The sequence below is a fragment of the Pseudomonas sp. YQ_6 genome, from assembly GCF_043103245.1.
In the GTDB taxonomy this organism is placed as follows: Bacteria; Pseudomonadota; Gammaproteobacteria; order Pseudomonadales; family Pseudomonadaceae; genus Aquipseudomonas; species Aquipseudomonas alloputida.
Genome location: NZ_JBICJR010000051.1, coordinates 26,641 through 49,973, shown reverse-complemented (window position 1 = coordinate 49,973; position 23,333 = coordinate 26,641). Strand labels below are relative to the sequence as shown.

General features: G+C 62.0%; 18 protein-coding genes. 12 read left to right on the top strand and 6 right to left on the bottom strand.

From position 1 onward, the window contains the following. Window positions 1-119: 119 nt before the first annotated feature. From zipA to ACF8FG_RS16395, 3 genes are all read right to left on the bottom strand, one after another. Complete coding sequence (gene zipA, locus ACF8FG_RS16405) at window positions 120-1,013, bottom strand: cell division protein ZipA (protein WP_014590211.1); 894 nt, start codon at window positions 1,011-1,013, stop codon at window positions 120-122. A gap of 205 nt (window positions 1,014-1,218) precedes the next feature. Beyond that, complete coding sequence (gene smc / locus ACF8FG_RS16400; protein WP_110160104.1) at window positions 1,219-4,707, bottom strand: chromosome segregation protein SMC; 3,489 nt, start codon at window positions 4,705-4,707, stop codon at window positions 1,219-1,221. Window positions 4,708-4,710: 3 nt separating this feature from the next. Next, entirely contained in the window at window positions 4,711-5,370 is a 660-nt protein-coding gene (locus tag ACF8FG_RS16395) for a GntR family transcriptional regulator (RefSeq protein ID WP_010955022.1), read from the bottom strand. A 268-nt stretch (window positions 5,371-5,638) separates the two neighbouring features. Here ACF8FG_RS16395 and xdhA point away from each other — a divergent pair, with 268 nt between their 5' ends. From xdhA to guaD, 4 genes are all read left to right on the top strand, one after another. Beyond that, window positions 5,639-7,093 carry a xanthine dehydrogenase small subunit gene (gene xdhA / locus ACF8FG_RS16390; protein WP_318082059.1) on the top strand — a complete coding sequence of 485 codons (1,455 nt, stop codon included), beginning with the start codon at window positions 5,639-5,641 and terminating at the stop codon, window positions 7,091-7,093. Next, a complete protein-coding gene (gene xdhB, locus ACF8FG_RS16385) occupies window positions 7,086-9,485 on the top strand; it encodes a xanthine dehydrogenase molybdopterin binding subunit (RefSeq protein ID WP_392518974.1) in 2,400 nt (799 codons plus the stop codon). The genes xdhA and xdhB overlap by 8 nt, the downstream gene beginning before the upstream one ends. Window positions 9,486-9,604: 119 nt before the next feature. Further along, complete coding sequence (xdhC, locus tag ACF8FG_RS16380; RefSeq protein WP_014590207.1) at window positions 9,605-10,450, top strand: xanthine dehydrogenase accessory protein XdhC; 846 nt, start codon at window positions 9,605-9,607, stop codon at window positions 10,448-10,450. Window positions 10,451-10,460: 10 nt separating this feature from the next. Further along, window positions 10,461-11,765: a guanine deaminase gene (gene guaD, locus ACF8FG_RS16375; protein WP_019438555.1), complete on the top strand. Its 1,305-nt coding sequence runs from the start codon at window positions 10,461-10,463 to the stop codon at window positions 11,763-11,765. Here the strand turns inward: guaD and aqpZ are convergent. Continuing rightward, on the bottom strand, window positions 11,762-12,460 hold the full coding sequence (gene aqpZ / locus ACF8FG_RS16370; protein ID WP_014590205.1) for an aquaporin Z: 699 nt from the start codon (window positions 12,458-12,460) through the stop codon (window positions 11,762-11,764). The genes guaD and aqpZ overlap by 4 nt on opposite strands. Before the next feature lie 151 nt (window positions 12,461-12,611). Beyond that, window positions 12,612-13,367 carry a GntR family transcriptional regulator gene (locus ACF8FG_RS16365; protein WP_014590204.1) on the bottom strand — a complete coding sequence of 252 codons (756 nt, stop codon included), beginning with the start codon at window positions 13,365-13,367 and terminating at the stop codon, window positions 12,612-12,614. Between the two features lie 280 nt (window positions 13,368-13,647). Here ACF8FG_RS16365 and ACF8FG_RS16360 point away from each other — a divergent pair, with 280 nt between their 5' ends. Further along, window positions 13,648-14,997 carry an NCS2 family permease gene (locus tag ACF8FG_RS16360; protein ID WP_070383591.1) on the top strand — a complete coding sequence of 450 codons (1,350 nt, stop codon included), beginning with the start codon at window positions 13,648-13,650 and terminating at the stop codon, window positions 14,995-14,997. Window positions 14,998-15,525: 528 nt separating this feature from the next. Here the strand turns inward: ACF8FG_RS16360 and uraH are convergent. Then, on the bottom strand, window positions 15,526-15,879 hold the full coding sequence (gene uraH / locus ACF8FG_RS16355) for a hydroxyisourate hydrolase (RefSeq protein WP_003254328.1): 354 nt from the start codon (window positions 15,877-15,879) through the stop codon (window positions 15,526-15,528). A 399-nt stretch (window positions 15,880-16,278) separates the two neighbouring features. Here uraH and puuE point away from each other — a divergent pair, with 399 nt between their 5' ends. The 7 genes from puuE (at window position 16,279) to ACF8FG_RS16320 (ending at window position 23,248) form a co-directional block, all read left to right on the top strand. Continuing rightward, window positions 16,279-17,205, top strand: a complete 927-nt coding sequence (gene puuE / locus ACF8FG_RS16350; RefSeq protein ID WP_110160107.1) for an allantoinase PuuE — start codon at window positions 16,279-16,281, stop codon at window positions 17,203-17,205. Next, the gene (gene uraD / locus ACF8FG_RS16345; RefSeq protein ID WP_010955031.1) at window positions 17,205-17,720 is read left to right on the top strand and encodes a 2-oxo-4-hydroxy-4-carboxy-5-ureidoimidazoline decarboxylase; all 516 of its coding nucleotides are present in this window, start codon (window positions 17,205-17,207) and stop codon (window positions 17,718-17,720) included. The genes puuE and uraD overlap by 1 nt, the downstream gene beginning before the upstream one ends. A gap of 49 nt (window positions 17,721-17,769) precedes the next feature. Beyond that, window positions 17,770-18,273, top strand: coding sequence for an ureidoglycolate lyase (locus ACF8FG_RS16340; RefSeq protein WP_003254333.1), 504 nt, complete (start codon window positions 17,770-17,772; stop codon window positions 18,271-18,273). A gap of 44 nt (window positions 18,274-18,317) precedes the next feature. Continuing rightward, window positions 18,318-19,646: a urate hydroxylase PuuD gene (locus tag ACF8FG_RS16335; protein WP_014590201.1), complete on the top strand. Its 1,329-nt coding sequence runs from the start codon at window positions 18,318-18,320 to the stop codon at window positions 19,644-19,646. 185 nt (window positions 19,647-19,831) lie between these two features. Further along, window positions 19,832-21,187, top strand: coding sequence for a nucleobase:cation symporter-2 family protein (locus ACF8FG_RS16330; RefSeq protein ID WP_014590200.1), 1,356 nt, complete (start codon window positions 19,832-19,834; stop codon window positions 21,185-21,187). Between the two features lie 139 nt (window positions 21,188-21,326). Further along, complete coding sequence (locus tag ACF8FG_RS16325) at window positions 21,327-22,112, top strand: outer membrane protein OmpK (protein WP_070383590.1); 786 nt, start codon at window positions 21,327-21,329, stop codon at window positions 22,110-22,112. Between the two features lie 353 nt (window positions 22,113-22,465). Continuing rightward, window positions 22,466-23,248 carry an outer membrane protein OmpK gene (locus tag ACF8FG_RS16320; protein ID WP_012051676.1) on the top strand — a complete coding sequence of 261 codons (783 nt, stop codon included), beginning with the start codon at window positions 22,466-22,468 and terminating at the stop codon, window positions 23,246-23,248. Window positions 23,249-23,333 lie beyond the last annotated feature (85 nt).

Genomic DNA, 23,333 nt, shown 5'->3' with positions numbered 1-23,333 from the left:
TGCTTCCAGGGCTGTGATGTACCTGTAGGAGCGGGTTTAACCGCGAAGAGGCCGGCACAGGCAACGACGATACCCGAACCGGCCAGCACGCCCTCAGGCTGCTCTTTCGTCTGGATCTGTCAGCGCTTCTGGGTCAGCGCACGGCGCTCGAACTCGACAATACGCTGGCGGTAGTGCTCGATGGTCTGGGCGGTCAGCACGCTGCGCTGGTCATCCTTGAGCTCACCGTTCAGTTCGTGGGCCAGCTTGCGTGCCGCGGCAACCATCACATCGAAGGCCTGCTTCGGATGACGCGGGCCCGGCAAGCCGAGGAAGAAGCTCACCGCGCGGGTGCTGAAGTGATCGATGTCGTCCAGGTCGAACACGCCAGGCTTGACTGCGTTGGCCATCGAGAACAGCACCTCGCCGTGACCGGCCATGCTCTCGTGGCGGTGGAAAATGTCCATTTCGCCGAAGCGCAAGCCGCTTTCCAGGATGTTCTGCAGCAACGCCGGGCCCTTGAAGCCACCCTCGTCGCGGGAGATCACGCTGATGACCAGCACCTCTTCGGCAGGTGGCAACTCCTTGACGCTGTTGCTGGCAGGCGCTGCGCTGCTGCTACGGTTGTTGTCGGCGGCAAAGTCGTCATCGCTGTCGGCAAACAGGTCGGGCTCGCGCGGCTCGGCGCTCAGGTTCAGGTCACCCTGCTGCACATCGGCAGCCGCACTGGCACGCTTGCCGCGCTTGCTGGCCTTGACCGGCTTGGGCTCACGCTCGCGATCACGCGCAGACGCGCTGAGCGACGGCAGGTCGCTTTCGTCCAGCTCAGGCTCCTTGTGGGTATCGAGCACTCGCGACGGGCCGAGCACTTCGGCACTGCCACCCTCTTCGTCCGGCAGGTTGGAATAACTGCGATCCAGACGGAATTTCAACTTGCCTTTCCCGCCGCGCATGCGGCGCCAGCCGTCGAAAAGAATCCCGGCGATAACAATGATGCCGATGAGGATCAGCCACTCGCGCAGACCGATTTCCATGTAATCCCGTGCCTCTATAAAAATATGCTTGAAAACAAAGGGTTCAAAGCCCTTTAACACGTGGCGCCAACTCTATGTTCTGACAGGCGTTTTACCCACGCAAAAAACGAGTGACATTAAGCTAGCACGACCAAAGACAACTTTACACCGTCTGTCGCACACGGCGGGGGCATTTCGCTGCAGAATGTGCCCCTATTGTCGTGCATCACGCGTCGACCATGGCCATGGCCGCCTCCACATCAACCGCAACAAGGCGTGAACAACCTGGTTCATGCATGGTCACCCCCATCAATTGGTCCGCCATCTCCATCGCAATCTTGTTATGGGTGATGTAGATGAACTGCACGCTTTCACTCATTTCCTTGACCAGACGCGCGTAGCGCCCGACGTTGGCATCGTCCAGCGGCGCATCGACCTCGTCGAGCATGCAGAACGGTGCGGGGTTCAACTTGAAGATGGCAAACACCAGCGCCAAGGCGGTCAGTGCCTTCTCGCCGCCGGACAGCAAATGGATGGTGCTGTTCTTCTTGCCCGGTGGGCGCGCCATGATCGTCACCCCTGTATCGAGTAAATCTTCGCCCGTCAGTTCCAGATAAGCGCTGCCTCCCCCGAAAACTTTTGGGAAAAGTGCCTGTAATCCGGCATTTATCTGATCAAAGGTATCCTTGAAGCGGTTGCGGGTTTCCTTGTCGATCTTGCGGATGACGTTTTCGAGGGTCTCCAGCGCTTCGACCAGATCGGCGTCCTGGGCGTCCAGGTAACGTTTGCGCTCGGACTGCTGCTCGTATTCTTCGATGGCCGCCAGGTTGATCGCCCCCAGGCGCTGGATGCGCGCTTCAAGCTGTTCCAGCTCCTGCTCGGTGCCCTGCTCGCTGGCCTCGGCTTCCAGGGTGGCGAGCACGCCTTGCAGGTCATAGCCATCGGCCAGCAACTGTTCCTGCAAGGTTTTGCGCCGCACATCCAGGCCCTGGCACTCCAGGCGCAGCTGCTCCAGTTGACCACGCAGTAGCTGGGCCTGCTGCTCGGCCTGGGTGCGGCGTTTTTCGGCATCGCGCAGTTCGCGGTCAGCTTCGTCCATGTGCAGGCGAGCCAGGCGCATTTCCTCGTCGACGCTCATGCGCCGCTCCAGCAGCTCCTCCAGCTTCAGGCGCAGTTCTTCCTGCGGAGCTTCACCCTCCTCCAGGTTCAGGCTCAGTTGTTCCTGGCGCTCGGTCAGGCGTGCAGCTTGCTGCTCCAGACGCTCCAGCGCCTGGCGGGTGGAGTCGTGCTGGGCACGCAACGAACCCAGGCGCACCGCCAGCTGGTGAGCGTGGTCCTTGTGCTGGCGGGCCTCCTGACGCACCCGGTCAAGGCTTTCGCGCAGGGTGTCGCGGCGGGCCATCAACTGTTCGCGCTGCTCGGTGTCCTGGGCCATGAGCTCCAAAGCCTCTTGCAGCAGCAGGCGCGCTTCGCCCAGTTGCTCGTGTTCCAGGGCGCGCTGTTCTTCCAGCTCGCCCAGCTCTTCCTGCAGGCGGCGGCGGCGCAGTTCGACCTGCTCGGCGCGCGCGCGGCTGGCCGAAAGACTGGCCTTCAGCTCGCCGTGCAGGCGGTTTTCATCCTGGGTGCGGCGGCGCAACTGTTCGCGCTGCTCCTCCAGGTCCAGTTGCTGCTCGCGCAGGGCCTGCAACTGTTGATCGAGTTGCTCCAGCGCCGCTTCCTGTTCCAGTTGTTCCTGGCCCAGGCGTTCGATTTCCTGGCCGCGCGCCAGCACGCCGCCTTCGGCCTCGCCACCCCGGCGTACCCGCAGGAAGTGCCGGCCGACCCAGTAGCCATCGCGACTGACCAGGCTCTGCCCTTCGCCGAGCGCCCCGCGCTGCTCCAGCGCCTGGGCCAGGTCTTCCACAGGCCTTACCTGGCCCAGCCAGGGCGCCAGGTCGATACGGCCCTCGACCTTCTCCAGCAAGCTGCCGGGCAACGTCGCCCCCGCGCCGACGGCCAGCAGCAAGCGCAGCTCACCCTGTTCCAGGCCCGCAAAATCGAGGTCGTTGAAATCGTCCACCAGCACAGCCTGCAGATCGGCGCCAAGCACCGTCTCTACCGCCAGCTCCCAACCCGGCTCCACCCGCAAGCCTTCGGCCAGCCGCGGCTGCTGCTCCAGCCCTTGGCCGTGCAACCATTGCGCAGCACCTGCGCCCGGCTCCAGGGCGGCCTGCTGCAAGGCTTCAAGCGAGGCCAGGCGCCCGCCCAGGCGCTGCAGGTCGCCCTGTGCCTGCTGTTGCGCCTGGGTGGCCTGCTGCAGTTGCTCGCGCGCGCTTTCCAGGCGCTCGATCACCTGCTCTTCGCAGAGCTGCAGTTCTTCCAGCAGCATTTCGCTGCTGGCCAGTTGCTCGGCCAGTTCGAGCATGGCGGCATCCTGCGGGTCGCTGCCCAGTTGCTCGCGCTCCTCGACCAACTTGCGCTGGCGCTCGGCCTGGCGCTCAAGACTGGTTTCCAGCTGCTGCAGGCGCGCCTGCTGCACTTCGGCCTGGCGGCGCGGTTCGGCGGAGCGGCTGTTGAAGCTGTCCCACTGTTCCTGCCAGCCGTGCATCCCCAGCTCGGCCTCTTCCAGCGCGGCAGCGGCTTCCTCGGCAGCAGCCAGGGTCATTTCCTGCTCGGGTTCGAGCATGGCCAGCTCTTCGCCCAAAGTCGCCAGCAAAGTACGGTCGTGCCCCAGGTGCGATTCGGTTTCCAGGCGTGTGCGCTCGGCTTCCTTGAAGTCGTCCTGCAACTGCCGCAGGCGCTGCTGGCCATGCTGGATACTCTGCTCGACCCGGGCGATGTCACCGGCAACCGAGTAGAAACGGCCCTGCACCTGGTTGAAGCGTTCGGACAGTTCGTGATGACCGTCGCGCAGGCGTTCGATACTGGCATCGGCATTGCGCTGCTCGGCCACCAGTGCCTCGTGAGAAACGCCCTGATCGCCGATCACCGATTCGCGCTGGCGTACTTGTTCGTCCAGGTCTCGCCAGCGCAAGGCAGACAGGCGCGCTTTCATCTGCCGCTCCTGAGCCTTGTACTCACGGTACTTCTCGGCTGCCTGGGCCTGGCGATGCAGACGCTCCAGCTGGCGCTCGAGCTCTTCGCGCAGGTCGGTCAGGCGCGCCAGGTTTTCCTGGGTGCGGCGGATGCGGTTCTCGGTTTCGCGGCGGCGCTCCTTGTATTTGGAAATGCCAGCCGCTTCCTCGATGAAGTTGCGCAGCTCCTCGGGCTTGGCCTCGATCAGCTTGGAGATCATGCCCTGCTCGATGATCGAGTAGCTGCGCGGCCCCAGACCCGTCCCGAGGAAAATATCCGTGATGTCACGCCGTCGGCACTTGGTGCCGTTGAGGTAATAGCTGTTCTGCCCGTCGCGGGTAACCTTGCGGCGGATCGAAATCTCGGCGTAGGCGGCATACTCGCCGACCAGGGTGGTTTCGCTGTTGTCGAACACCAGTTCGATACTGGCCTGGCTGACCGGCTTGCGGCCACTGGAGCCGTTGAAGATGACGTCGGTCATCGACTCGCCGCGCAGGTTCTTCGCCGAACTCTCGCCCATCACCCAACGTACCGCGTCGATGATATTGGACTTGCCGCAGCCGTTTGGGCCGACCACGGCCGCCATGTTGCTGGGGAAGTTGACCGTGGTCGGGTCGACAAACGACTTGAACCCGGCCAGGCGAATGCACTTCAGGCGCATCGGTCAGCCTCTGGCCAGTGCCGCCAGCACCAGTTCGCAGCTGCGCTGGCCATAGGCGGTGAGCACCTCGCGAATGCGCGGCAGGTCACGCGAGACCACGGCTTCGAGCAGCCGGGCGAACAGGTCGAGATAGTCGATCATGTTGGCCTGGCGCTGGTCCAGCGACAGGTAATAGGCACGGCTCATGGCCGGCTGCAGGTTTTCCACGGTTTCCTGCAGGAACGGGTTGTCGGCGAAGGGATAGGCCGCACGCATGACCGCAAAACTGTCGGCGACGAAGGTCTTGATGTCGAGCTGGTCATGGGCACGCTGGAGCCGCTGCTGGATTTCCAGAAACGGGCGCAGGTCGGCTTCGGTGCGCCATTTTTGCGCAACTGCATTGCCCAGCAGGATGTAGAACTCGCCCATCAGCGAGCACAGGCTGCGAACGCTGCGCTCATCCAGCTGGGTCACATGGGCGCCCCGGCGCGGCAGGATCGCCACCAGATGACGGCGTTCGAGGATCAGCAGTGCTTCGCGCACCGAGCCGCGGCTGACGTTGAGCGCCTGGGTAACTTTCTGCTCCTGGATACGTTCGCCTGGCGCCAGCTCGCCGCGGATGATGCGTTCGGCCAGGTAATCGGCAATCTGCTCGGAGAGGCTGTCCGGGGCCTTGAACGTCATGGTTTTCCTTCAAAATCATTGAACTGGGCACAAGGGGCGAATTGTAGCGTACTTGGGCGGTAATCGCGCAGAGGGGCCAGGTGGTTTATTTGACCTTTCAGACAGCCACGCGCCCGGCGCGATCTATGCTTGGAATAGAGGCAGTGTGTGCGGCTGGGCATGGACATGTGCATTTTCTTGACCCTTGAGTCAGAAAAATATTGACCTGCTAGACAGGTCTTGCTTAGAGTCCGCCCAACAACAATAAAACCATTGCGAGGCCATCCCCGTGATCCAGTTTCTCGTCAACCAGGAGCTGCGTAGTGAGCACGCCCTGGACCCTAACATGACGGTGCTGCAGTACCTGCGCGAGCACCTGGGCAAAACCGGCACCAAGGAGGGCTGCGCCAGTGGAGACTGCGGCGCTTGCACCGTGGTGGTCGGCGAGCTGATCCAGGACGACCTGGGTAACGACAGCCTGCGCTACCGCAGCCTGAACGCGTGCCTGACCTTCGTCTCGTCGCTGCATGGCAAGCAACTGATCAGTGTCGAGGGCCTCAAACAACAGGGTCAACTGCACAGCGTTCAACAAGCGATGGCGGACTGCCATGGTTCGCAATGCGGCTTCTGCACGCCCGGCTTCGTCATGTCACTGTTTGCCCTGCAAAAGAACAGCAGCGGCCCTGACCTGCACCAGGCCCAGGAAGCCCTGGCTGGCAACCTGTGCCGCTGCACCGGTTACCGGCCGATCCTCGACGCCGCCGAGCAGAGCTGCCGCCAGCCCTGCCGCGACCAGTTCGATACCCAGCAGGCGCAAACCATCAGCCGCCTCAAGGCGATTGCCCCGACCCAGACCGGCGAGCTGAACAGCGGCGACAAGCGCTGCCTGGTGCCGCTGACCGTGGCGGATCTGGCTGACCTGTACAGCTCGCACCCCGAAGCGCGACTGCTGGCCGGTGGTACCGACCTGGCGCTGGAAGTCACCCAGTTCCACAAGACCTTGCCGGTGATGATCTACGTCGGCCACGTGGCAGAACTCAAGCGCATCGAGAAAACCGCCAGCCATCTGGAGATCGGCGCCGCCACGCCGCTGACTGACTGCTACGCCGCGCTGAATGAGGAGTACCCTGACTTCGGGGCACTGCTTCACCGCTTCGCCTCGCTGCAGATCCGCAACCAGGGCACCCTCGGTGGCAACATCGGCAACGCCTCGCCAATCGGCGACTCGCCCCCCCTGCTGATCGCCCTGGACGCGCAGGTGGTGTTGCGCCAGGGTGAACGCCAACGGGTTATGCCGCTGGAAGACTACTTCATCGACTACCGCATCACGGCTCGCCAGGACAGCGAGTTCATCGAGAAGATCATCGTACCGCGCGTCTCCAGTGACTGGGCGTTCCGCGCCTATAAAGTGTCCAAGCGACTGGACGACGACATCTCCGCCGTGTGCGCAGCCTTCAACCTCAGCATCGAAGACGGTGTGGTCAGCGGTGTGCGTATCGCCTTCGGCGGCATGGCGGCGATTCCCAAGCGCGCACGCGCCTGCGAGGCAGCGTTGCGCGGCAAGCCGTGGAGCCAGGCCGCCATCGAGCGCGCCTGCCAGGCCCTGGCCGAGGACTTCACCCCGCTCAGCGACTTCCGTGCCAGCAAGGAATACCGCCTGCTGACCGCGCAGAACCTGCTGCGCAAGTACTTCATCGAACAGCAAACGCCGCACATCGAAACCCGGGTGACCGCTTATGTCTAACCATCACATAGCCAAGAGCCAGGCCGAGATGGCCGAACTGTTCAGCCAGGACCTGACCACCGGTGTCGGCCGCAGCGTCAAGCACGACAGCGCCGACAAGCATGTATCGGGGGAGGCGCTGTACATTGACGATCGCCTGGAATTCCCTAACCAGTTGCATGTGTATGCACGTACCGCCGACCGCGCCCATGCGCGCATCCTGCGCATCGACACCACGCCGTGCTATGCCTTCGAGGGTGTGCGTATCGCCATCACCCACGAAGACATCCCCGGGCTGAAGGACATCGGCCCGGTGGTGGCCGGCGACCCGCTGCTGGCCATCGACAAGGTCGAGTTCTTCGGCCAGCCGGTGCTCGCTGTCGCTGCCCGCGATCTTGAAACCGCACGCAAAGCGGCCATGGCCGCCATCGTCGAGTACGAAGACCTGGAACCGGTGCTGGACGTGGTCGAGGCGCTGCGCAAGAAGCACTTCGTGCTCGATAGCCACACCCATCAGCGCGGCGATTCGGCTGCCGCCCTGGCCAGCGCCCCGCATCGCATTCAGGGCACCTTGCACATCGGCGGCCAGGAGCACTTCTACCTGGAAACGCAGATTTCCTCGGTCATGCCTACCGAAGACGGCGGCATGATCGTCTACTGCTCCACGCAGAACCCCACCGAAGTGCAGAAACTGGTCGCCGAAGTGCTCGACGTGCCGATGAACAAGGTGGTGCTGGACATGCGCCGCATGGGCGGCGGTTTTGGCGGTAAGGAAACCCAGGCCGCCAGCCCGGCATGCTTGTGCGCGGTAATCGCGCGCCTGACCGGCCAACCAACCAAGATGCGCCTGCCGCGGGTCGAAGACATGACCATGACCGGCAAGCGCCACCCGTTCTACGTCGAGTATGACGTGGGCTTCGACGACAACGGCCGGCTGCACGGTATCAATTTCGACCTGGCCGGCAACTGTGGCTATTCGCCCGACCTGTCCGGTTCGATCGTCGACCGTGCCATGTTCCACTCCGACAACGCTTACTACCTGGGCGATGCCACCGTCCACGGCCACCGCTGCAAGACCAACACCGCCTCCAACACCGCCTACCGCGGCTTTGGCGGCCCACAGGGTATGGTCGCCATCGAGCAGGTCATGGACCATATCGCCCGTCATCTGGGCCGCGACCCGCTGGCCGTGCGCAAGGCCAACTATTACGGCAAGACCGAACGCAACGTCACCCACTACTACCAGACCGTCGAGCACAACATGCTCGAAGAGATGACCGCCGAGCTGGAGGCCAGCAGCGACTACGCCGAGCGACGCGAGTCGATCCGCCGCTTCAACGCCAACAGCCCGTTCCTGAAGAAAGGCCTGGCACTGACACCGGTCAAGTTCGGCATTTCGTTCACCGCCACCTTCCTCAACCAGGCCGGTGCACTGATCCATATCTACACCGACGGCAGCATTCACCTGAACCACGGCGGCACCGAAATGGGCCAGGGCCTGAACACCAAGGTGGCCCAGGTGGTGGCGCAGATCTTCCAGGTGGATTTCAGCCGCATCCAGATCACCGCCACCAACACCGACAAGGTACCCAACACCTCGCCTACGGCTGCTTCCAGCGGCGCCGACCTGAACGGCAAGGCGGCGCAGAACGCGGCTGAAATCCTCAAGCGCCGCCTGACCGAGTTTGCCGCACGGCACTATCAAGTGACCGAGGAAGACGTCGAGTTCCGCAACGGCCATGTGCGGGTGCGCGACCAGATCGTCAGCTTCGAGCAACTGGTGCAGCAGGCTTACTTCGCTCAGGTGTCGCTGTCCAGCACCGGGTTCTACCGCACGCCGAAGATCTTCTACGATCGCAGCCAGGCCCGCGGCCGGCCGTTCTACTACTTCGCCTTTGGCGCTGCCTGCGTGGAAGTGATCGTCGACACGCTGACCGGCGAATACAAGATGTTGCGCGCCGACATCCTGCACGACGTGGGCGATTCGCTGAACCCTGCGATCGACATCGGCCAGGTGGAGGGCGGTTTCATCCAGGGCATGGGCTGGCTGACTACCGAAGAGCTGGTGTGGAACGCCAAAGGCAAGCTGATGACCAACGGCCCGGCCAGCTACAAGATCCCGGCCGTGGCTGACATGCCACTGGACCTGCGGGTGAAGCTGGTGGAGAACCGCAAGAACCCGGAAGACACCGTATTCCACTCCAAGGCCGTGGGCGAGCCCCCGTTCATGCTCGGCATTGCAGCCTGGTGTGCAATCAAGGATGCCGTGGCCAGCCTGGCCGATTACCGCGTGCAGCCGCAGGTGGATGCGCCAGCTACGCCGGAGCGGGTGCTGTGGGGCTGCGAGCAGATGCGCAAGGCGGTGGCTGAAACACAGTCGAACGAACTGGAACTGGAAACCATTATCCACTGACAACGCAAGGCCCTCGTAGGAGCGGGTTTACCCGCGAATGCGATAGTGGCTTCACCGCCGCATTCGCGGGTAAACCCGCTCCTACAAGGGTCGGCAGCATGGCTTAGAGAGGTTGCATCATGCACCAATGGATCAACGCCCTCGCCGACCACCAGTCCCGTGGCGAAGCCTGCGTGCTGGTGACCATCATCGAGGAGCGCGGCTCTACCCCGCGCAACGCAGGCTCGAAGATGGTGGTCAGCGCCAGCGGCCTGTTCGACACCATCGGCGGCGGCCACCTGGAATACAAGGCACTGCACATCGCCCGGCAGATGCTCGAAGAGCAGCGCACCACCCCGCACCTGGAGCGCTTCAGCCTCGGTGCCAGCCTGGGCCAGTGTTGCGGCGGCGCCACCGTGCTGCTGTTCGAGCCGATGGCCGCGGTACAGGCGCAGATCGCCGTGTTCGGCGCGGGCCATGTCGGCAGGGCTCTGGTACCCTTGCTCGCCGCGCTCCCCTGCCGGGTGCGCTGGATCGACTCGCGTGAACAGGAATTCCCTGAACTCATCCCCAAAGGGGTGACCAAGGTCGTCAGTGAGGAACCGGTCGACGAAGTCGCGGACCTGCCACCCGGCAGCTACTGCATCGTCATGACCCACAACCACCAGCTCGACCTGGAACTGACCGCCGCCATTCTCAAGCGCAACGATTTCACCTGGTTCGGCCTGATCGGCTCGAAGACCAAACGGGTCAAGTTCGAGCACCGCCTGCGCGAGCGAGGCTTCGAGGAGGCCGTGATGGCACGCATGCGCTGCCCGATGGGCCTGGCCGAGGTCAAGGGCAAGCTGCCCATCGAGATCGCCGTGTCTATCGCCGGTGAAATCATTGCCACTTACAACGCCTGCTTCGGCCAGCACGACGCTGCCGCCAATGCCGGCCCCATTGCCCAGTTGCTGCCGCCCTCCCGGCGCAGCCAAGCCATTTGACGAGTGTGTTATGACCGTTACCCGCAAAGCCTACCGTGCCGCCATCCTGCACAGCATTGCCGACCCGGCCGAGGTGGGCCTGGAGGCTTCCCATGAATACTACGAAGACGGCCTGCTGGTGGTCGACGATGGCCGCATCAGCGCCGTTGGGCACGCAAGTGAACTGCTGCCGACGCTGGATGCCGGCATCCCGGTCGAGCACTACCAGGACGCGCTGATCACCCCAGGCTTCATCGATACCCACATCCACTTCCCGCAGACCGGCATGATCGGCTCGTACGGCGAGCAGTTGCTGGACTGGCTGAACACCTACACCTTCCCTTGCGAAAAGCAGTTCGCCGATAAAGGCCACGCCGACCAGGTGGCGAAGATCTTCCTCAAGGAACTGCTGCGCAACGGTACCACCACTGCGCTGGTATTCGGCAGCGTGCACCCGGAGTCGGTGAATGCCCTGTTCGAAGAGGCTGAACGCCTGGACCTGCGCCTGATCGCCGGCAAGGTAATGATGGATCGCAACGCGCCGGACTACCTGACCGACACCGCCGAATCGGGCTATGCCGAAAGCAAGGCACTGATCGAGCGCTGGCATGGCAAGGGCCGCCTGCATTATGCCGTTACCCCGCGGTTCGCCCCAACCAGCACGCCGGAACAATTGACCCTGGCCGGCCAATTGCTCAAGGAGCACCCGGGCGTATACATGCACACGCACCTGTCGGAAAACCTCAAGGAAATCGACTGGGTCAAGTCGCTGTTCCCCGAGCAGAAAGGTTATCTGGACGTCTACGATCACTTCGAGCTGCTGGGCGAGCGCTCGGTGTTTGCCCACGGCGTGCACCTGTGCGACGAAGAGTGCCAACGCCTGGCCGAAACCGGCTCGGCCGTGGCCTTCTGCCCCACCTCCAACCTGTTCCTCGGCAGTGGCCTGTTCAACCTGCCCCAGGCCGAGCGATTCAAGGTCAACGTGGGCCTGGGTACCGACGTTGGCGCCGGCACCAGCTTCTCTCTGCTGAACACCCTGAACGAGGCATACAAGGTGATGCAGCTGCAAGGCGCGCGCCTGCATCCGTACAAATCGCTGTACCTGGCCACCCTCGGCGGCGCCCGCGCACTGCGCCTGGACGACCGTATCGGTAGCCTGCGCCCGGGCAACGATGCGGACTTCGTGGTGCTGGACTACAAGGCCACACCACTGTTGGACTACCGTATCCAGCAGTCCAACAGCATTGAAGAAACCTTGTTCGTGCTCACCACCCTGGGCGATGACCGTACCGTACGTGAAACCTACGCCGCCGGGCGGTGCGTGCACCAGCGCTAAGGTTCTTTCGCCAGGCCCCGATACAGCGCGCCGCCGATTGCAGCACCGATCAGCGGCGCCACCCAGAACAGCCACAGCTGCTGCAGGGCCCAGCCACCGACGAACAAGGCCGGCCCCGTGCTACGCGCGGGGTTGACCGAGGTATTGGTCACCGGGATCGAGATCAGGTGGATCAGGGTCAAGGCCAGGCCAATGGCGATGGGTGCAAAACCTGCCGGTGCGCGGGCGTCGGTCGCCCCCATGATGACCACCAGGAACATCGCCGTCATCACCACTTCACTGACAAAACCCGCACCCAGCGTATAGCCACCAGGCGAGTGGTCGGCGTAGCCGTTTGAAGCCAACCCCGCAGACAGCTCGAAACCGGCCTTGCCGCTGGCGATGAGGTAGATCACACCGGCCGCCAGAATGGCACCGATTACCTGGGCGATCACATAAGGCAGCAGCTCTTTGGCCGGGAAGCGCCCGCCTACCACCAGCCCGAACGACACAGCAGGGTTTAGATGGCAACCAGAGATATGGCCGATGGCAAAGGCCATGGTCAGTACGGTGAGGCCGAAGGCGAAGGCGACACCGAGCACACCGATGCCGAGAGGGGAACTGGCTGCGAGTACCGCACTGCCACAGCCACCAAGGACCAGCCAGAAGGTGCCGATCAGTTCGGCCCCCATGCGTTTACCCAGGGACATGCTCATGAATCCATTCCTCAAGAAGTTGAACGCAACGAATGCGCAAGCCCAACTGCTTGATGAAGGTTTGCTCACAAGAATTTAGCAGACCTTTGGGTTATGGCCAGTAGTGGCTGGAAGGGCTGCCTTGCAGCCCCTCGATCACGCAGGCAAACGATCAACCCTTGACGGAAACCTTGGGTTTTTTCAACAGATGCGAGAACACGGCATGCAAATCGTCCGAGGCGCTCTCCTCGTCCAGGTTCAGCTTGCTGTCGATGTGGTCCATGTGATGCATCATCAGGCTCACGGCCTGCTCGGCATCGCGCGCCTCGATGGCATCGATGAGCTGCATGTGTTCATCGTATGAGCAGTGCGAGCGGTTACCGCTTTCGTACTGGGCAATGATCAGCGAAGTCTGCGAGACCAGGCTGCGCTGGAAACTCACCAGCGGTGCATTGCCCGCCGCTTCGGCCAGCTTGAGGTGGAACTCACCGGAAAGGCGGATGCCGGCACCCCGGTCACCGCGCGAGAAGCTGTCGCGCTCTTCGCGCACCATCTGCCGCAGCTCGTTGAGCTGCTCGGGGGTGGCATGCTGCACCGCCAACTCGGTGATGGCGCGTTCGACCATGCGCCGTGAGAAGAACACCTGGCGCGCCTCTTCGACGGTCGGGCTGGCCACCACCGCGCCGCGGTTCGGCCGCAGCAGCACCACGCTTTCGTGGGCCAGGCGCGACAAGGCACGGCGGATGATGGTGCGGCTGACGCCAAAGATCTCGCCCAGCGCTTCCTCGCTCAACTTGGTGCCCGGAGCCAGGCGCTGCTCGAGGATCGCCTCGAAAATATGCGCGTAGACGATGTCGTCCTGGGTACCGCTGCGGCCGGCCTTGCCGACTCGTGCAGGTTTCTTCAGAGGTTGCAGCTGTTCGTTCATGGGCTCTCGAGGCACGAAGAGAAAGTATGGCGCCATTGTACACAGGCTGAGGCGATTCCGCAGGGGGCGTTTTACCTATATAGCCGTTGTACGACACATTGCGCACACAAAACATAAAACATTATTTGCTTTCTTTGTACACAAAAGCATAATCCACCGAGCAACTTCTTGACCCATAAGTCAACAAACGGTCAGACGTCTGCCTTCCCGCGGAGCCGCCAAGTGCATCGCTCAGGAAACTGGCTCCATAACAACAAGAACGACTTGAGGAGTACTCGCTGTGGAAAGCCGCAAATCCGAAGCCCCTACGCTGGATCTTGCCCCACCGCTCGAAACGAGCTGGCTGGAGCGGATTTTCAAACTCAAGCAACACGGCAGCACCGTCAGAACCGAAATGATCGCTGGGGTGACCACCTTCATCACCATGGCCTACATCATCTTCGTCAACCCCAACATCATGGCCGACGCCGGCATCGACCATGGTGCCGCTTTCGTCGCCACCTGCATCGCCGCCGCGCTGGGCTGCCTGCTGATGGGCCTGTACGCCAACTGGCCGGTGGGCCTGGCGCCGGGCATGGGGCTCAATGCCTTCTTTACCTACACCGTGGTCGGCACCATGGGCTACAACTGGGAAACGGCGCTGGGTGCGGTTTTCGTCTCGGGCGTGTTGTTCATGTTCCTGACCTTGTCGAAAGTGCGTGAATGGCTGCTCAACAGCATCCCGGTCAGCCTGCGCCATGCCATGGGAGCCGGCGTCGGATTGTTTCTCGGGCTGATCGGCCTGAAGACTGCAGGCATCGTCGTCGACAGCCCCGCCACCCTGATCAAGCTGGGCTCGTTGCATGAGCCGGGGCCGCTGCTGGCGGCCGTGTGCTTTCTGCTGATCGCCATCCTCAGCTATAAGCGGGTATTCGGCGCGATCCTGATCAGCATCATTGGCGTCACCCTGGCGGGCTGGGGCCTGGGCTTGGTCAAGTTTGGCGGGGTGATGTCGATGCCGCCGAGCCTGGCGCCCACCTGGATGGCCATGGACGTGGCTGGCGTGTTCAACGTCAGTATGATCAGCGTGGTGCTGGCGTTCCTCTTCGTGCACATGTTCGACACTGCCGGCACGCTGATGGGTGTCGCGCAACGGGCCAACCTGGTGGCGCCGGACGGGCGTATCGAAGGCCTGTCGCGCGCCTTGAAGGCCGACAGTGCTTCTAGCGTATTCGGTGCCGTGGTCGGCGTGCCGCCAGTGACCAGTTATGTGGAGAGTGCCGCAGGTGTCGCCGCAGGTGGCCGTACCGGTTTGACGGCGGTGGTGGTCGGCTTGCTGTTCGTCGCAGCGATGTTCTTCGCCCCGCTGGCGGGGATGATCCCGGCCTACGCGACAGCAGGTGCGCTGATCTACGTTGCAATGCTGATGATGGGCAGCATGGCGCACATCCATTGGGATGAGGCCACAGACAGCATTCCGGCGATCGTCACGGTGATCATGATGCCGCTGACGTTCTCGGTCGCCGATGGTATTGCCCTGGGCTTCATCAGCTATGTGGCATTGAAGGCGGGTACCGGCAAGTACAAGGAAATCTCGGCCAGCCTGTGGGTGCTGTGCGCGATCTTCATTGCCAAGTTCGTGTTCCTCTGACCGAGGGCGCTTGGCTTTAGATTTCCAGTGTTCTCGAAATCGAGCGCCGCCCGCGCGGCGCATCGCGAACAAGGTCGTTCCTACGCTTGTTTCGGGCCATTAATGCGAGGGACGCGCCCCCCCGTGCTGGTACGCCGCGATATGGCTCCATGCGCCAAGGCATTCACGCGCAAATCCCACTGCGTCAAATGGCCCGAAACAGACGTAGGAGCCACTATCTTGCTTAACATTGGAAAGGCCTGCGCGGTCCCCCCGTAGGAGCGGGTTTACCCGCGAAGAGGCCGGCCCTGCTGGCCAATCTCCACCCGCCGTTCACCGTTGCTGCCGCCACCGTATTCGCGGGTAAACCCGCTCCTACACCTGATCGGTGGTGGACACACATGTCGGGGGTTGGGCACAGGCCGTCGTGTAGGAGCGGGTTTACCCGCGAAGAGGCCGGCACAGGCAATGCAAAAAACAGCAGACGAAAAAAAGCCCGCCAGTGTGAGAGCGGGCCAAAGGACCTACGAAGATTCTTCTAGCGACCAACTAGCTTCCACGATAGGTCGAATAGCTGTACGGCGAAATCAGCAGCGGCACGTGGTAGTGCTCCTGCGACTCGTCGATGCCAAAGCGCAGCACGACAACATCCAGAAACGCCTGGGCCGGCAATTGCACGCCACGGGCGCGGTAGTAATCCCCAGCGCTGAACTGCAACTGGTAAACGCCAGTGCGGTAATCGTCCCCCTGCAGCAGCGGCGCGTCGACGCGGCCATCGCTGTTGGTCAGGGCAGTGTTCACCAGCTCCAGTTGCTGGCCTTCAACGCGGTACAGCTCGACCTTGATCGAGCTACCCGGGCAGCCATGCGCGGCATCCAGTACGTGTGTGGTCAAACGTCCCATTGCGTGTCGCCTCTTGTTCAATCTGTGGGCAAAAAATACTCAGCCATCGCACCAGCTTAGCGCCTGCGGCAGGCGGGAATGACGTTATTAAGACATTCCACCAAAGGATTGTACACAATTTTTTGATCCCCTCTGTCACACCCTCCATTTGCTGCCCATAAACCACCCATCGGTCGCAAATACACGCACCATAACGATGCCAACCTCATTAGCTGACCAATCAGGCAGGTTTCTTGCACTGTATTTCCAGGTCGCTGTCAGGCGACAAAAGGGAAGAAATGCGGAAAAACAGGCTTACAAAAGATTTCAGAAGTTGTATACAATCAGCCCATCCGGTGGTGCGACATACCGACGCGGCCCGCCCACCCCCCGCACTAACGCACAAGAAGGAAGACTGCAGTGAGCGCTGATTACCCTCGCGACCTGATCGGTTACGGCAACAACCCTCCTCACCCGCAATGGCCGGGTAACGCCCGCATCGCGCTGTCTTTCGTCCTCAATTACGAGGAAGGTGGCGAACGCAACATCCTGCACGGTGACAAGGAATCCGAAGCCTTCCTGTCCGAGATGGTCGCTGCCCAACCCCTGCTGGGCCAGCGCAACATGAGCATGGAGTCGCTGTATGAATACGGCAGCCGTGCCGGTGTATGGCGCCTGCTGAAGCTGTTCAAGGACAGCGGCGTGCCACTCACCGTCTTCGCCGTGGCCATGGCCGCCCAGCGCCACCCCGACGTGATCCGCGCCATGGTCGAAGCCGGCCACGAGATCTGCAGCCACGGCTACCGCTGGATCGACTACCAGAACATGGACGAGGCCCAGGAGCGCGAGCACATGCTCGAAGCCATCCGTATCCTCACCGAACTCACCGGCGAGCGCCCGCTGGGCTGGTACACCGGCCGTACCGGCCCGAACACCCGCCGCCTGGTGATGGAAGAAGGTGGCTTCCTCTATGACAGCGACACCTACGACGACGACCTGCCCTACTGGGAGCCGAACAACCCCACCGGCAAGCCGCACCTGGTGATCCCCTACACCCTGGACACCAACGACATGCGCTTCACCCAGGTCCAGGGCTTCAACTGCGGCGAGCAGTTCTTCCAGTACCTGAAAGACGCCTTTGATGTGCTGTACGCCGAAGGCGCCGACGCACCGAAAATGCTTTCCATCGGCCTGCACTGCCGCTTGGTCGGCCGGCCGGCACGCCTGGCTGCGCTCAAGCGCTTCGTCGATTACGCAAAAAGTCATGACCAGGTCTGGTTCGCCCGTCGCGTGGATATCGCCCGCCACTGGCACACCACCCACCCGTACAAGAAAGAGAACGCCTGATGACCGCCTTCAATACCCTCAAACCATCCACCCTGGACCGTGACGCCTTCGTCAAGGCCTTCGCCGACATCTACGAGCACTCGCCGTGGGTTGCGGAAAAAGCCTATGACCTGGGCCAACTGGGCGAGCTGGACGAGATCGAGGCGCTGCACCAGCGCATGAGCGACATCCTGCTCAGCGCCAACCACGCCGACCAGCTGGCGCTGATCAACGCTCACCCGGACCTGGCCGGCAAGGCCGCCATCCAGGGCGAGCTGACCGAATCGAGCACCAACGAACAGGCTGGCGCCGGCATTCACCAGTGCACCGCCGAGGAGTTCGCCCGTTTCACCGAGCTGAACGATGCCTATAAAGCCAAGTTTCAGTTCCCGTTCATCATGGCGGTGAAGGGCAGCAACCGGCACCAGATTCTCGCCGCCTTTGAAAAACGCATCCACAACGATGCCGATGCCGAATTCAAGGAAGCCCTGGCGCAGATCAACCTGATCGCCCTGTTCCGCCTGCTGCAGCTGTAAGCAACAGCCGAACCTTATTCAGAAAACGAACAATAGAAGAGATAACCGCATGCGCACCCTGATGATCGAGCCCTTGACCAAAGAAGCCTTCGCCCAGTTCGGAGACGTGATCGAAACCGACGGCAGCGACCACTTCATGATCAACAACGGCTCGACCATGCGCTTTCACAAGCTCGCCACGGTCGAAACCGCCGAGCCTGAAGACAAGGCGATCATCAGCATCTTCCGCGCCGACGCGCAGGACATGCCGCTGACCGTGCGCATGCTGGAACGCCATCCGCTGGGCAGCCAGGCTTTCATCCCGCTGCTCGGCAACCCCTTTCTGATCGTGGTCGCGCCCGTTGGCGATGCACCTGTATCAGGCTTGGTCCGAGCCTTCCGCAGTAATGGCAGGCAGGGCGTTAATTACCATCGCGGCGTCTGGCACCACCCGGTGCTGACGATCGAAAAGCGGGATGATTTCCTGGTGGTTGATCGCAGTGGTTCTGGCAACAACTGCGATGAGCATTACTTCACCGAGGAACAGATGCTGATCCTCAATCCCCACCAATAAGAAAAGGTCAGTCATCTTCTCGGTGACTGGCAGAGGTACATACTGTGGAAGCACACCTTCACGAATGGCTGAACCTGAGCATTCGCTGGGTTCACATGATCACCGGCGTCGCCTGGATCGGTGCATCGTTCTACTTCGTCTGGCTGGAGAACCACCTGAACCGAAGCAACCCGCGCGATGGGTTGTCGGGTGATCTCTGGGCGATTCACGGCGGTGGTATCTACCACCTGGAGAAATACAAGCTCGCCCCCCCGAAAATGCCCGAGAACCTGCACTGGTTCAAATGGGAAGCCTATTTCACCTGGATGTCCGGTATCGCCCTGCTGTGCGTGGTGTTCTACTGGAACCCGACCCTGTACCTGCTGGCACCTGGCAGCACCCTGAGCGGTGCCGAAGGCGTGGCCATCGGTATCGGTTCGCTGATCGCGGGCTGGTTCATCTACGACTTCCTGTGCGACTCGCCCCTGGGCAAGAAGCCAGCGCTACTCGGTGGTGTGCTGTTCGTGCTGATCATCGCTGCCTGCTGGGGCTTCAGCCTGGTGTTCAGCGGCCGCGGTGCCTACCTGCACACCGGCGCGATCATCGGCACCATCATGGTCGGTAACGTGTTCCGCATCATCATGCCGGCCCAACGCCAGCTGGTGGCGGCGATCGAGAACAACCAGACGCCCGACCCGGTACTGCCGGCCAAGGGCCTGCTGCGCTCGCGTCACAACAACTACTTCACCCTGCCGGTGCTGTTCATCATGATCAGCAACCATTTCCCGAGCACCTACGGTAGCCAGTACAACTGGCTGATCCTGGCCGGTATCGCAGTAGCCGCGGTTCTGATCCGCCACTACTTCAACACCCGCCACGACAGCAACAAGTACGCCTGGACCCTGCCCGTCGGCGCTCTGGCGATGATCTGCCTGGCCTACGTTACCGGCCCGAAACCGATGGCCGTAAGCCCTGAGCAAGCAGCAGCGAAGATCGAGTACCAACCGCTGCCGGCAACTGCGGTAGGTGGCAAGACTGCTGCCGAGCAGCGTGCCGAGGACGCCGCCAAGGCTGCCGAAGCACCCGCCGCACCTGCGCAAGCACCGGCCCAGGCCGCTGCCCAGGCCGGTGGCGGCGACTTCGACAAGATCCACAATGTCATCCAGGAACGCTGCACCGTGTGCCACTCGTCCAAGCCGACCAGCCCACTGTTCAGCACCGCCCCTGCCGGCGTGATGTTCGACACTCCGCAGCAGATCCAGGCCCAGGCCGCGCGCATTCAGGCGCAAGCGGTTGCCAGCCAGATCATGCCGCTGGGCAACATCACCCAGATGACCACCGAAGAGCGCAAGCTCGTCGGCGACTGGATCGCCAAAGGCGCCCAGGTCAACTGACAGCACCTCGCCAGGCAACCCGCCCCCAAGGGAATCACCTTTCCCTGTAGGAGCGGGCTTGCCCGCGAAGAGGCCGGTAGCCCCGGCCTCAAGCTTCATGTGTAACGCAACAAGCAAGCATCGAGCGCGCAGGCATGAGGCCTGCCGCTTGGATCCGAGAATAAAAACAAAACTCGAGGTGCTGCATGTCCGAGTCACGCAAGGCGTATATCCCCATTGCGCCGCCGCGAGAACCCTTGCCTTTGTTCCAACTGATCCTGGTTGGCCTGCAACACGTTCTGCTGATGTACGGTGGCGCGATCGCCGTGCCGTTGATCATCGGCCAGGCCGCCGGGTTGTCCCGTGAAGAAGTCGCTTTCCTGATCAACGCCGACCTGCTGGTCGCTGGCGTCGCTACCATCATCCAGTCGTTCGGTATCGGCCCGGTGGGCATCCGCATGCCGGTGATGATGGGTGCCAGTTTCGCTGCCGTCGGCAGCATGGTGGCCATGGCCGGCATGCCCGGCGTGGGCCTGCAGGGGATCTTCGGCGCGACCATCGCTGCCGGGTTCTTCGGCATGCTGATCGCGCCGTTCATGTCCAAGGTTGTCCGCTTCTTCCCACCGCTGGTTACCGGTACGGTGATCACCTCGATTGGCCTGTCGCTGTTCCCGGTGGCTGTCAACTGGGCCGGTGGCGGCCATGAAGCAGAAACGTTCGGCTCGCCGATCTACCTGCTGGTGGCCGGCCTGGTACTGGCTGTGATCCTGCTGATCAACCGCTTCATGCGCGGTTTCTGGGTCAACGTGTCGGTACTGGTGGGCATGGGCCTTGGCTATATCCTGGCCGGCTCCATCGGCATGGTCGACCTGTCGGGCCTGAACGACGCACCGTGGCTGCAGGTGGTCACCCCCCTGCACTTCGGCATGCCGACCTTCAGCCTGGCGCCGATCCTGTCCATGTGCCTGGTAGTGGTGATCATCTTCGTCGAGTCCACCGGCATGTTCCTGGCCCTGGGCAAGGTGACCGATCGCGAAGTCACCCCTGGCATGCTGCGTCGCGGCCTGCTGTGCGATGCCGGTGCGTCGTTCATTGCGGGCTTCTTCAACACCTTCACCCACTCCTCGTTCGCCCAGAACATCGGCCTGGTGCAGATGACCGGGGTGCGCTGCCGCTATGTCACCATCGTGGCCGGTGCACTGCTGATCCTGCTCAGCCTGCTGCCCAAGGCGGCCTTCCTGATTGCCTCGATCCCGCCTGCGGTACTGGGCGGCGCGTCCATCGCCATGTTCGGCATGGTCACCGCCACCGGGATCAAGATTCTTCAGGAGGCGGACATCGGCGACCGCCGCAACCAGCTGTTGGTTGCCGTGAGCGTCGGCTTCGGGTTGATCCCCGTGGTGCGTCCGGAGTTCTTTGCCCAGATGCCACAGTGGATGGAACCCATCACCCACAGCGGTATCGCCATGGCCACGGTCTGTGCCCTGGTGTTGAACGTACTGTTCAACATCCTTGGCGGTGCCGACCGCGCAATGCACAACGACGTCTGTCACCAGCATTGAGCCAAAGGGGGCGGTGCATGGCCGCCCCTCGTCCACCTCTGCAGTAACCGCTACGCCGTCGACCCGCCGGAATGGGTCGCCCGGGGCGCCTGCGCGCCAAAAAAACGCCAACAAAAACAATAAGTCCGGGAATCACAACATGAAGCGCATCACCACGTCCCTGTTGTTGGGCAGCAGCCTGCTGGTCACCCTACCCTCGCACGCAGGCGAATGGCTGCAATGGCACGGCGAAAGCCTGACCTACCTGTACGGCAAGGACTTCAAGGTCAACCCTGATATCCAGCAGACCATCACCTTCGAGCACGCCAACAAATGGAAGTACGGCGACACCTTCATGTTCGTCGACAAGATCTTCTACAACGGCAAGGCCGACCCGGGCAAAGGTGTGACCACCTACTACGGCGAGTTCAGCCCACGCCTGTCATTGGGCAAGATCTTCGACCGCAAGCTTGCCTTCGGCCCGATCAAGGACGTGCTGCTTGCCATGACCTACGAGCGCGGTGAAGGCGACAACGAGGCCTACCTGATCGGCCCAGGCTTTGACTTGAACATCCCCGGCTTCAACTATTTCACCCTCAATTTCTACGTGCGTAACACCGAAGGCAGCCGCCCCGGTGACAACGTCTGGCAGATTACCCCCGGCTGGTCGTACACCATCCCTGTAGGCCGGTCAGACATTCTGATCGACGGTTACATGGACTGGGTTACCGACAACGACCAGTCCCGTCGTGGCACCTATCACGCCAACCTGCACTTCAACCCGCAGGTCAAATACGACCTGGGCAAGGCGCTGAACCTGGGCGCCAAACAGCTCTACGTCGGCTTTGAATACAGCTACTGGAAAGACAAGTACGGCATTGACAGCCGCGGCAACCTGGACAGCAACCAGAGCGTCGCCAGTGCGCTGATCAAGGTACACTTCTAGGAAGTTGACCAAACGCACAAGTTTGAATCACCCCGCTCCAGGACGGAGCACTTGAGGCCCGGCGCGCAAGCCAGTAATCTGCGCGCCCCCTCGATCAGGGCAGAACGGATTCTGCCTGCGTTTACTGACCGCTCAGTCAATGAATTCGGGCGGTTGGCCAACGTGTTGCCAGCCTGAAATACCCTTTTCATCCGTTCAGAACGAAGTCGAGCAGGAAGGTTTTGCCAACCCGGAAAAGTTGGCCCAACCCTTGCCAAACAGCTGTGGCCTATCGAAAAAAGCTGACTCAAAAGACAAAAAAAGCGCCGACACCGAGCGCTGACAACAGATCAATCAAGGGAGCGACACTCGCAATGCGTACTATCAACAGCCTGATCCTCGCCGGCGGCCTGCTGGCCTGCGGCACCACCTTCGGCGGCGACCTGCTGCAATGGCAGAACAACAGCCTGACCTACCTGTGGGGCAAGAACTTCAAGGTCAACCCGGCGATTCAGCAAACCGTCACATTCGAGCACGCCGATGGCTGGAAGTATGGCGACAACTTCATTTTCGTCGACAAGATCTTCTACCAGGGCCAGAAAGACGCCGGCAACGGCCCGAACACCTACTACGGTGAGATCAGCCCACGCCTGTCGTTCGGCAAGATTTTCGACCAGAAGATCGAGTTTGGCCCGGTCAAGGACGTGCTGCTGGCGATGACCTACGAGTTTGGCGAGGGTGATACCGAGTCTTACCTGATCGGCCCAGGCTTCGACCTGGCCATCCCGGGCTTCGACTACTTCCAGCTGAACTTCTATAACCGCACCACCGACGGCAGCCGCGCCGGCGACAACGTGTGGCAGATCACCCCGGTGTGGTCGTACACCATTCCGGTCGGCGATTCCGACGTGCTGATCGACGGCTTCATGGACTGGGTGGTGGACAACGACGAGAACCGCCGCGGCACCTACCAGGCCAACCTGCATTTCAACCCGCAGATCAAGTACGACCTGGGCAAGGCATTGCACCTGGGTGAGAAACAGCTGTACGTGGGTGTGGAGTATGACTACTGGAAGAACAAGTACGGTATCAAGGACAGCGACGCCTTCACTACCGACCAGAACACCATGAGCTTCTTGGTCAAGGTGCACTTCTGACCTGAGTTACCGGGGCCGCTTTGCGGCCCATTCGCGGGTAAACCCGCTCCTACAGGGGCCGCGCCGGGTTCAAGGCAAATGCGGT

Bases quoted from the DNA above. Each gene is read 5' to 3' on its own strand.
- zipA (WP_014590211.1), bottom strand. From the start codon at position 1,013: ATGGAAATCGGTCTGCGCGAGTGGCTGATCCTCATCGGCATCATTGTT.
- smc (WP_110160104.1), bottom strand. From the start codon at position 4,707: ATGCGCCTGAAGTGCATTCGCCTGGCCGGGTTCAAGTCGTTTGTCGAC.
- ACF8FG_RS16395 (WP_010955022.1), bottom strand. From the start codon at position 5,370: ATGACGTTCAAGGCCCCGGACAGCCTCTCCGAGCAGATTGCCGATTAC.
- xdhB (WP_392518974.1), top strand. From the start codon at position 7,086: ATGTCTAACCATCACATAGCCAAGAGCCAGGCCGAGATGGCCGAACTG.
- xdhC (WP_014590207.1), top strand. From the start codon at position 9,605: ATGCACCAATGGATCAACGCCCTCGCCGACCACCAGTCCCGTGGCGAA.
- guaD (WP_019438555.1), top strand. From the start codon at position 10,461: ATGACCGTTACCCGCAAAGCCTACCGTGCCGCCATCCTGCACAGCATT.
- aqpZ (WP_014590205.1), bottom strand. From the start codon at position 12,460: ATGAGCATGTCCCTGGGTAAACGCATGGGGGCCGAACTGATCGGCACC.
- ACF8FG_RS16365 (WP_014590204.1), bottom strand. From the start codon at position 13,367: ATGAACGAACAGCTGCAACCTCTGAAGAAACCTGCACGAGTCGGCAAG.
- uraH (WP_003254328.1), bottom strand. From the start codon at position 15,879: ATGGGACGTTTGACCACACACGTACTGGATGCCGCGCATGGCTGCCCG.
- uraD (WP_010955031.1), top strand. From the start codon at position 17,205: ATGACCGCCTTCAATACCCTCAAACCATCCACCCTGGACCGTGACGCC.
- ACF8FG_RS16340 (WP_003254333.1), top strand. From the start codon at position 17,770: ATGCGCACCCTGATGATCGAGCCCTTGACCAAAGAAGCCTTCGCCCAG.
- ACF8FG_RS16330 (WP_014590200.1), top strand. From the start codon at position 19,832: ATGTCCGAGTCACGCAAGGCGTATATCCCCATTGCGCCGCCGCGAGAA.
- ACF8FG_RS16325 (WP_070383590.1), top strand. From the start codon at position 21,327: ATGAAGCGCATCACCACGTCCCTGTTGTTGGGCAGCAGCCTGCTGGTC.
- ACF8FG_RS16320 (WP_012051676.1), top strand. From the start codon at position 22,466: ATGCGTACTATCAACAGCCTGATCCTCGCCGGCGGCCTGCTGGCCTGC.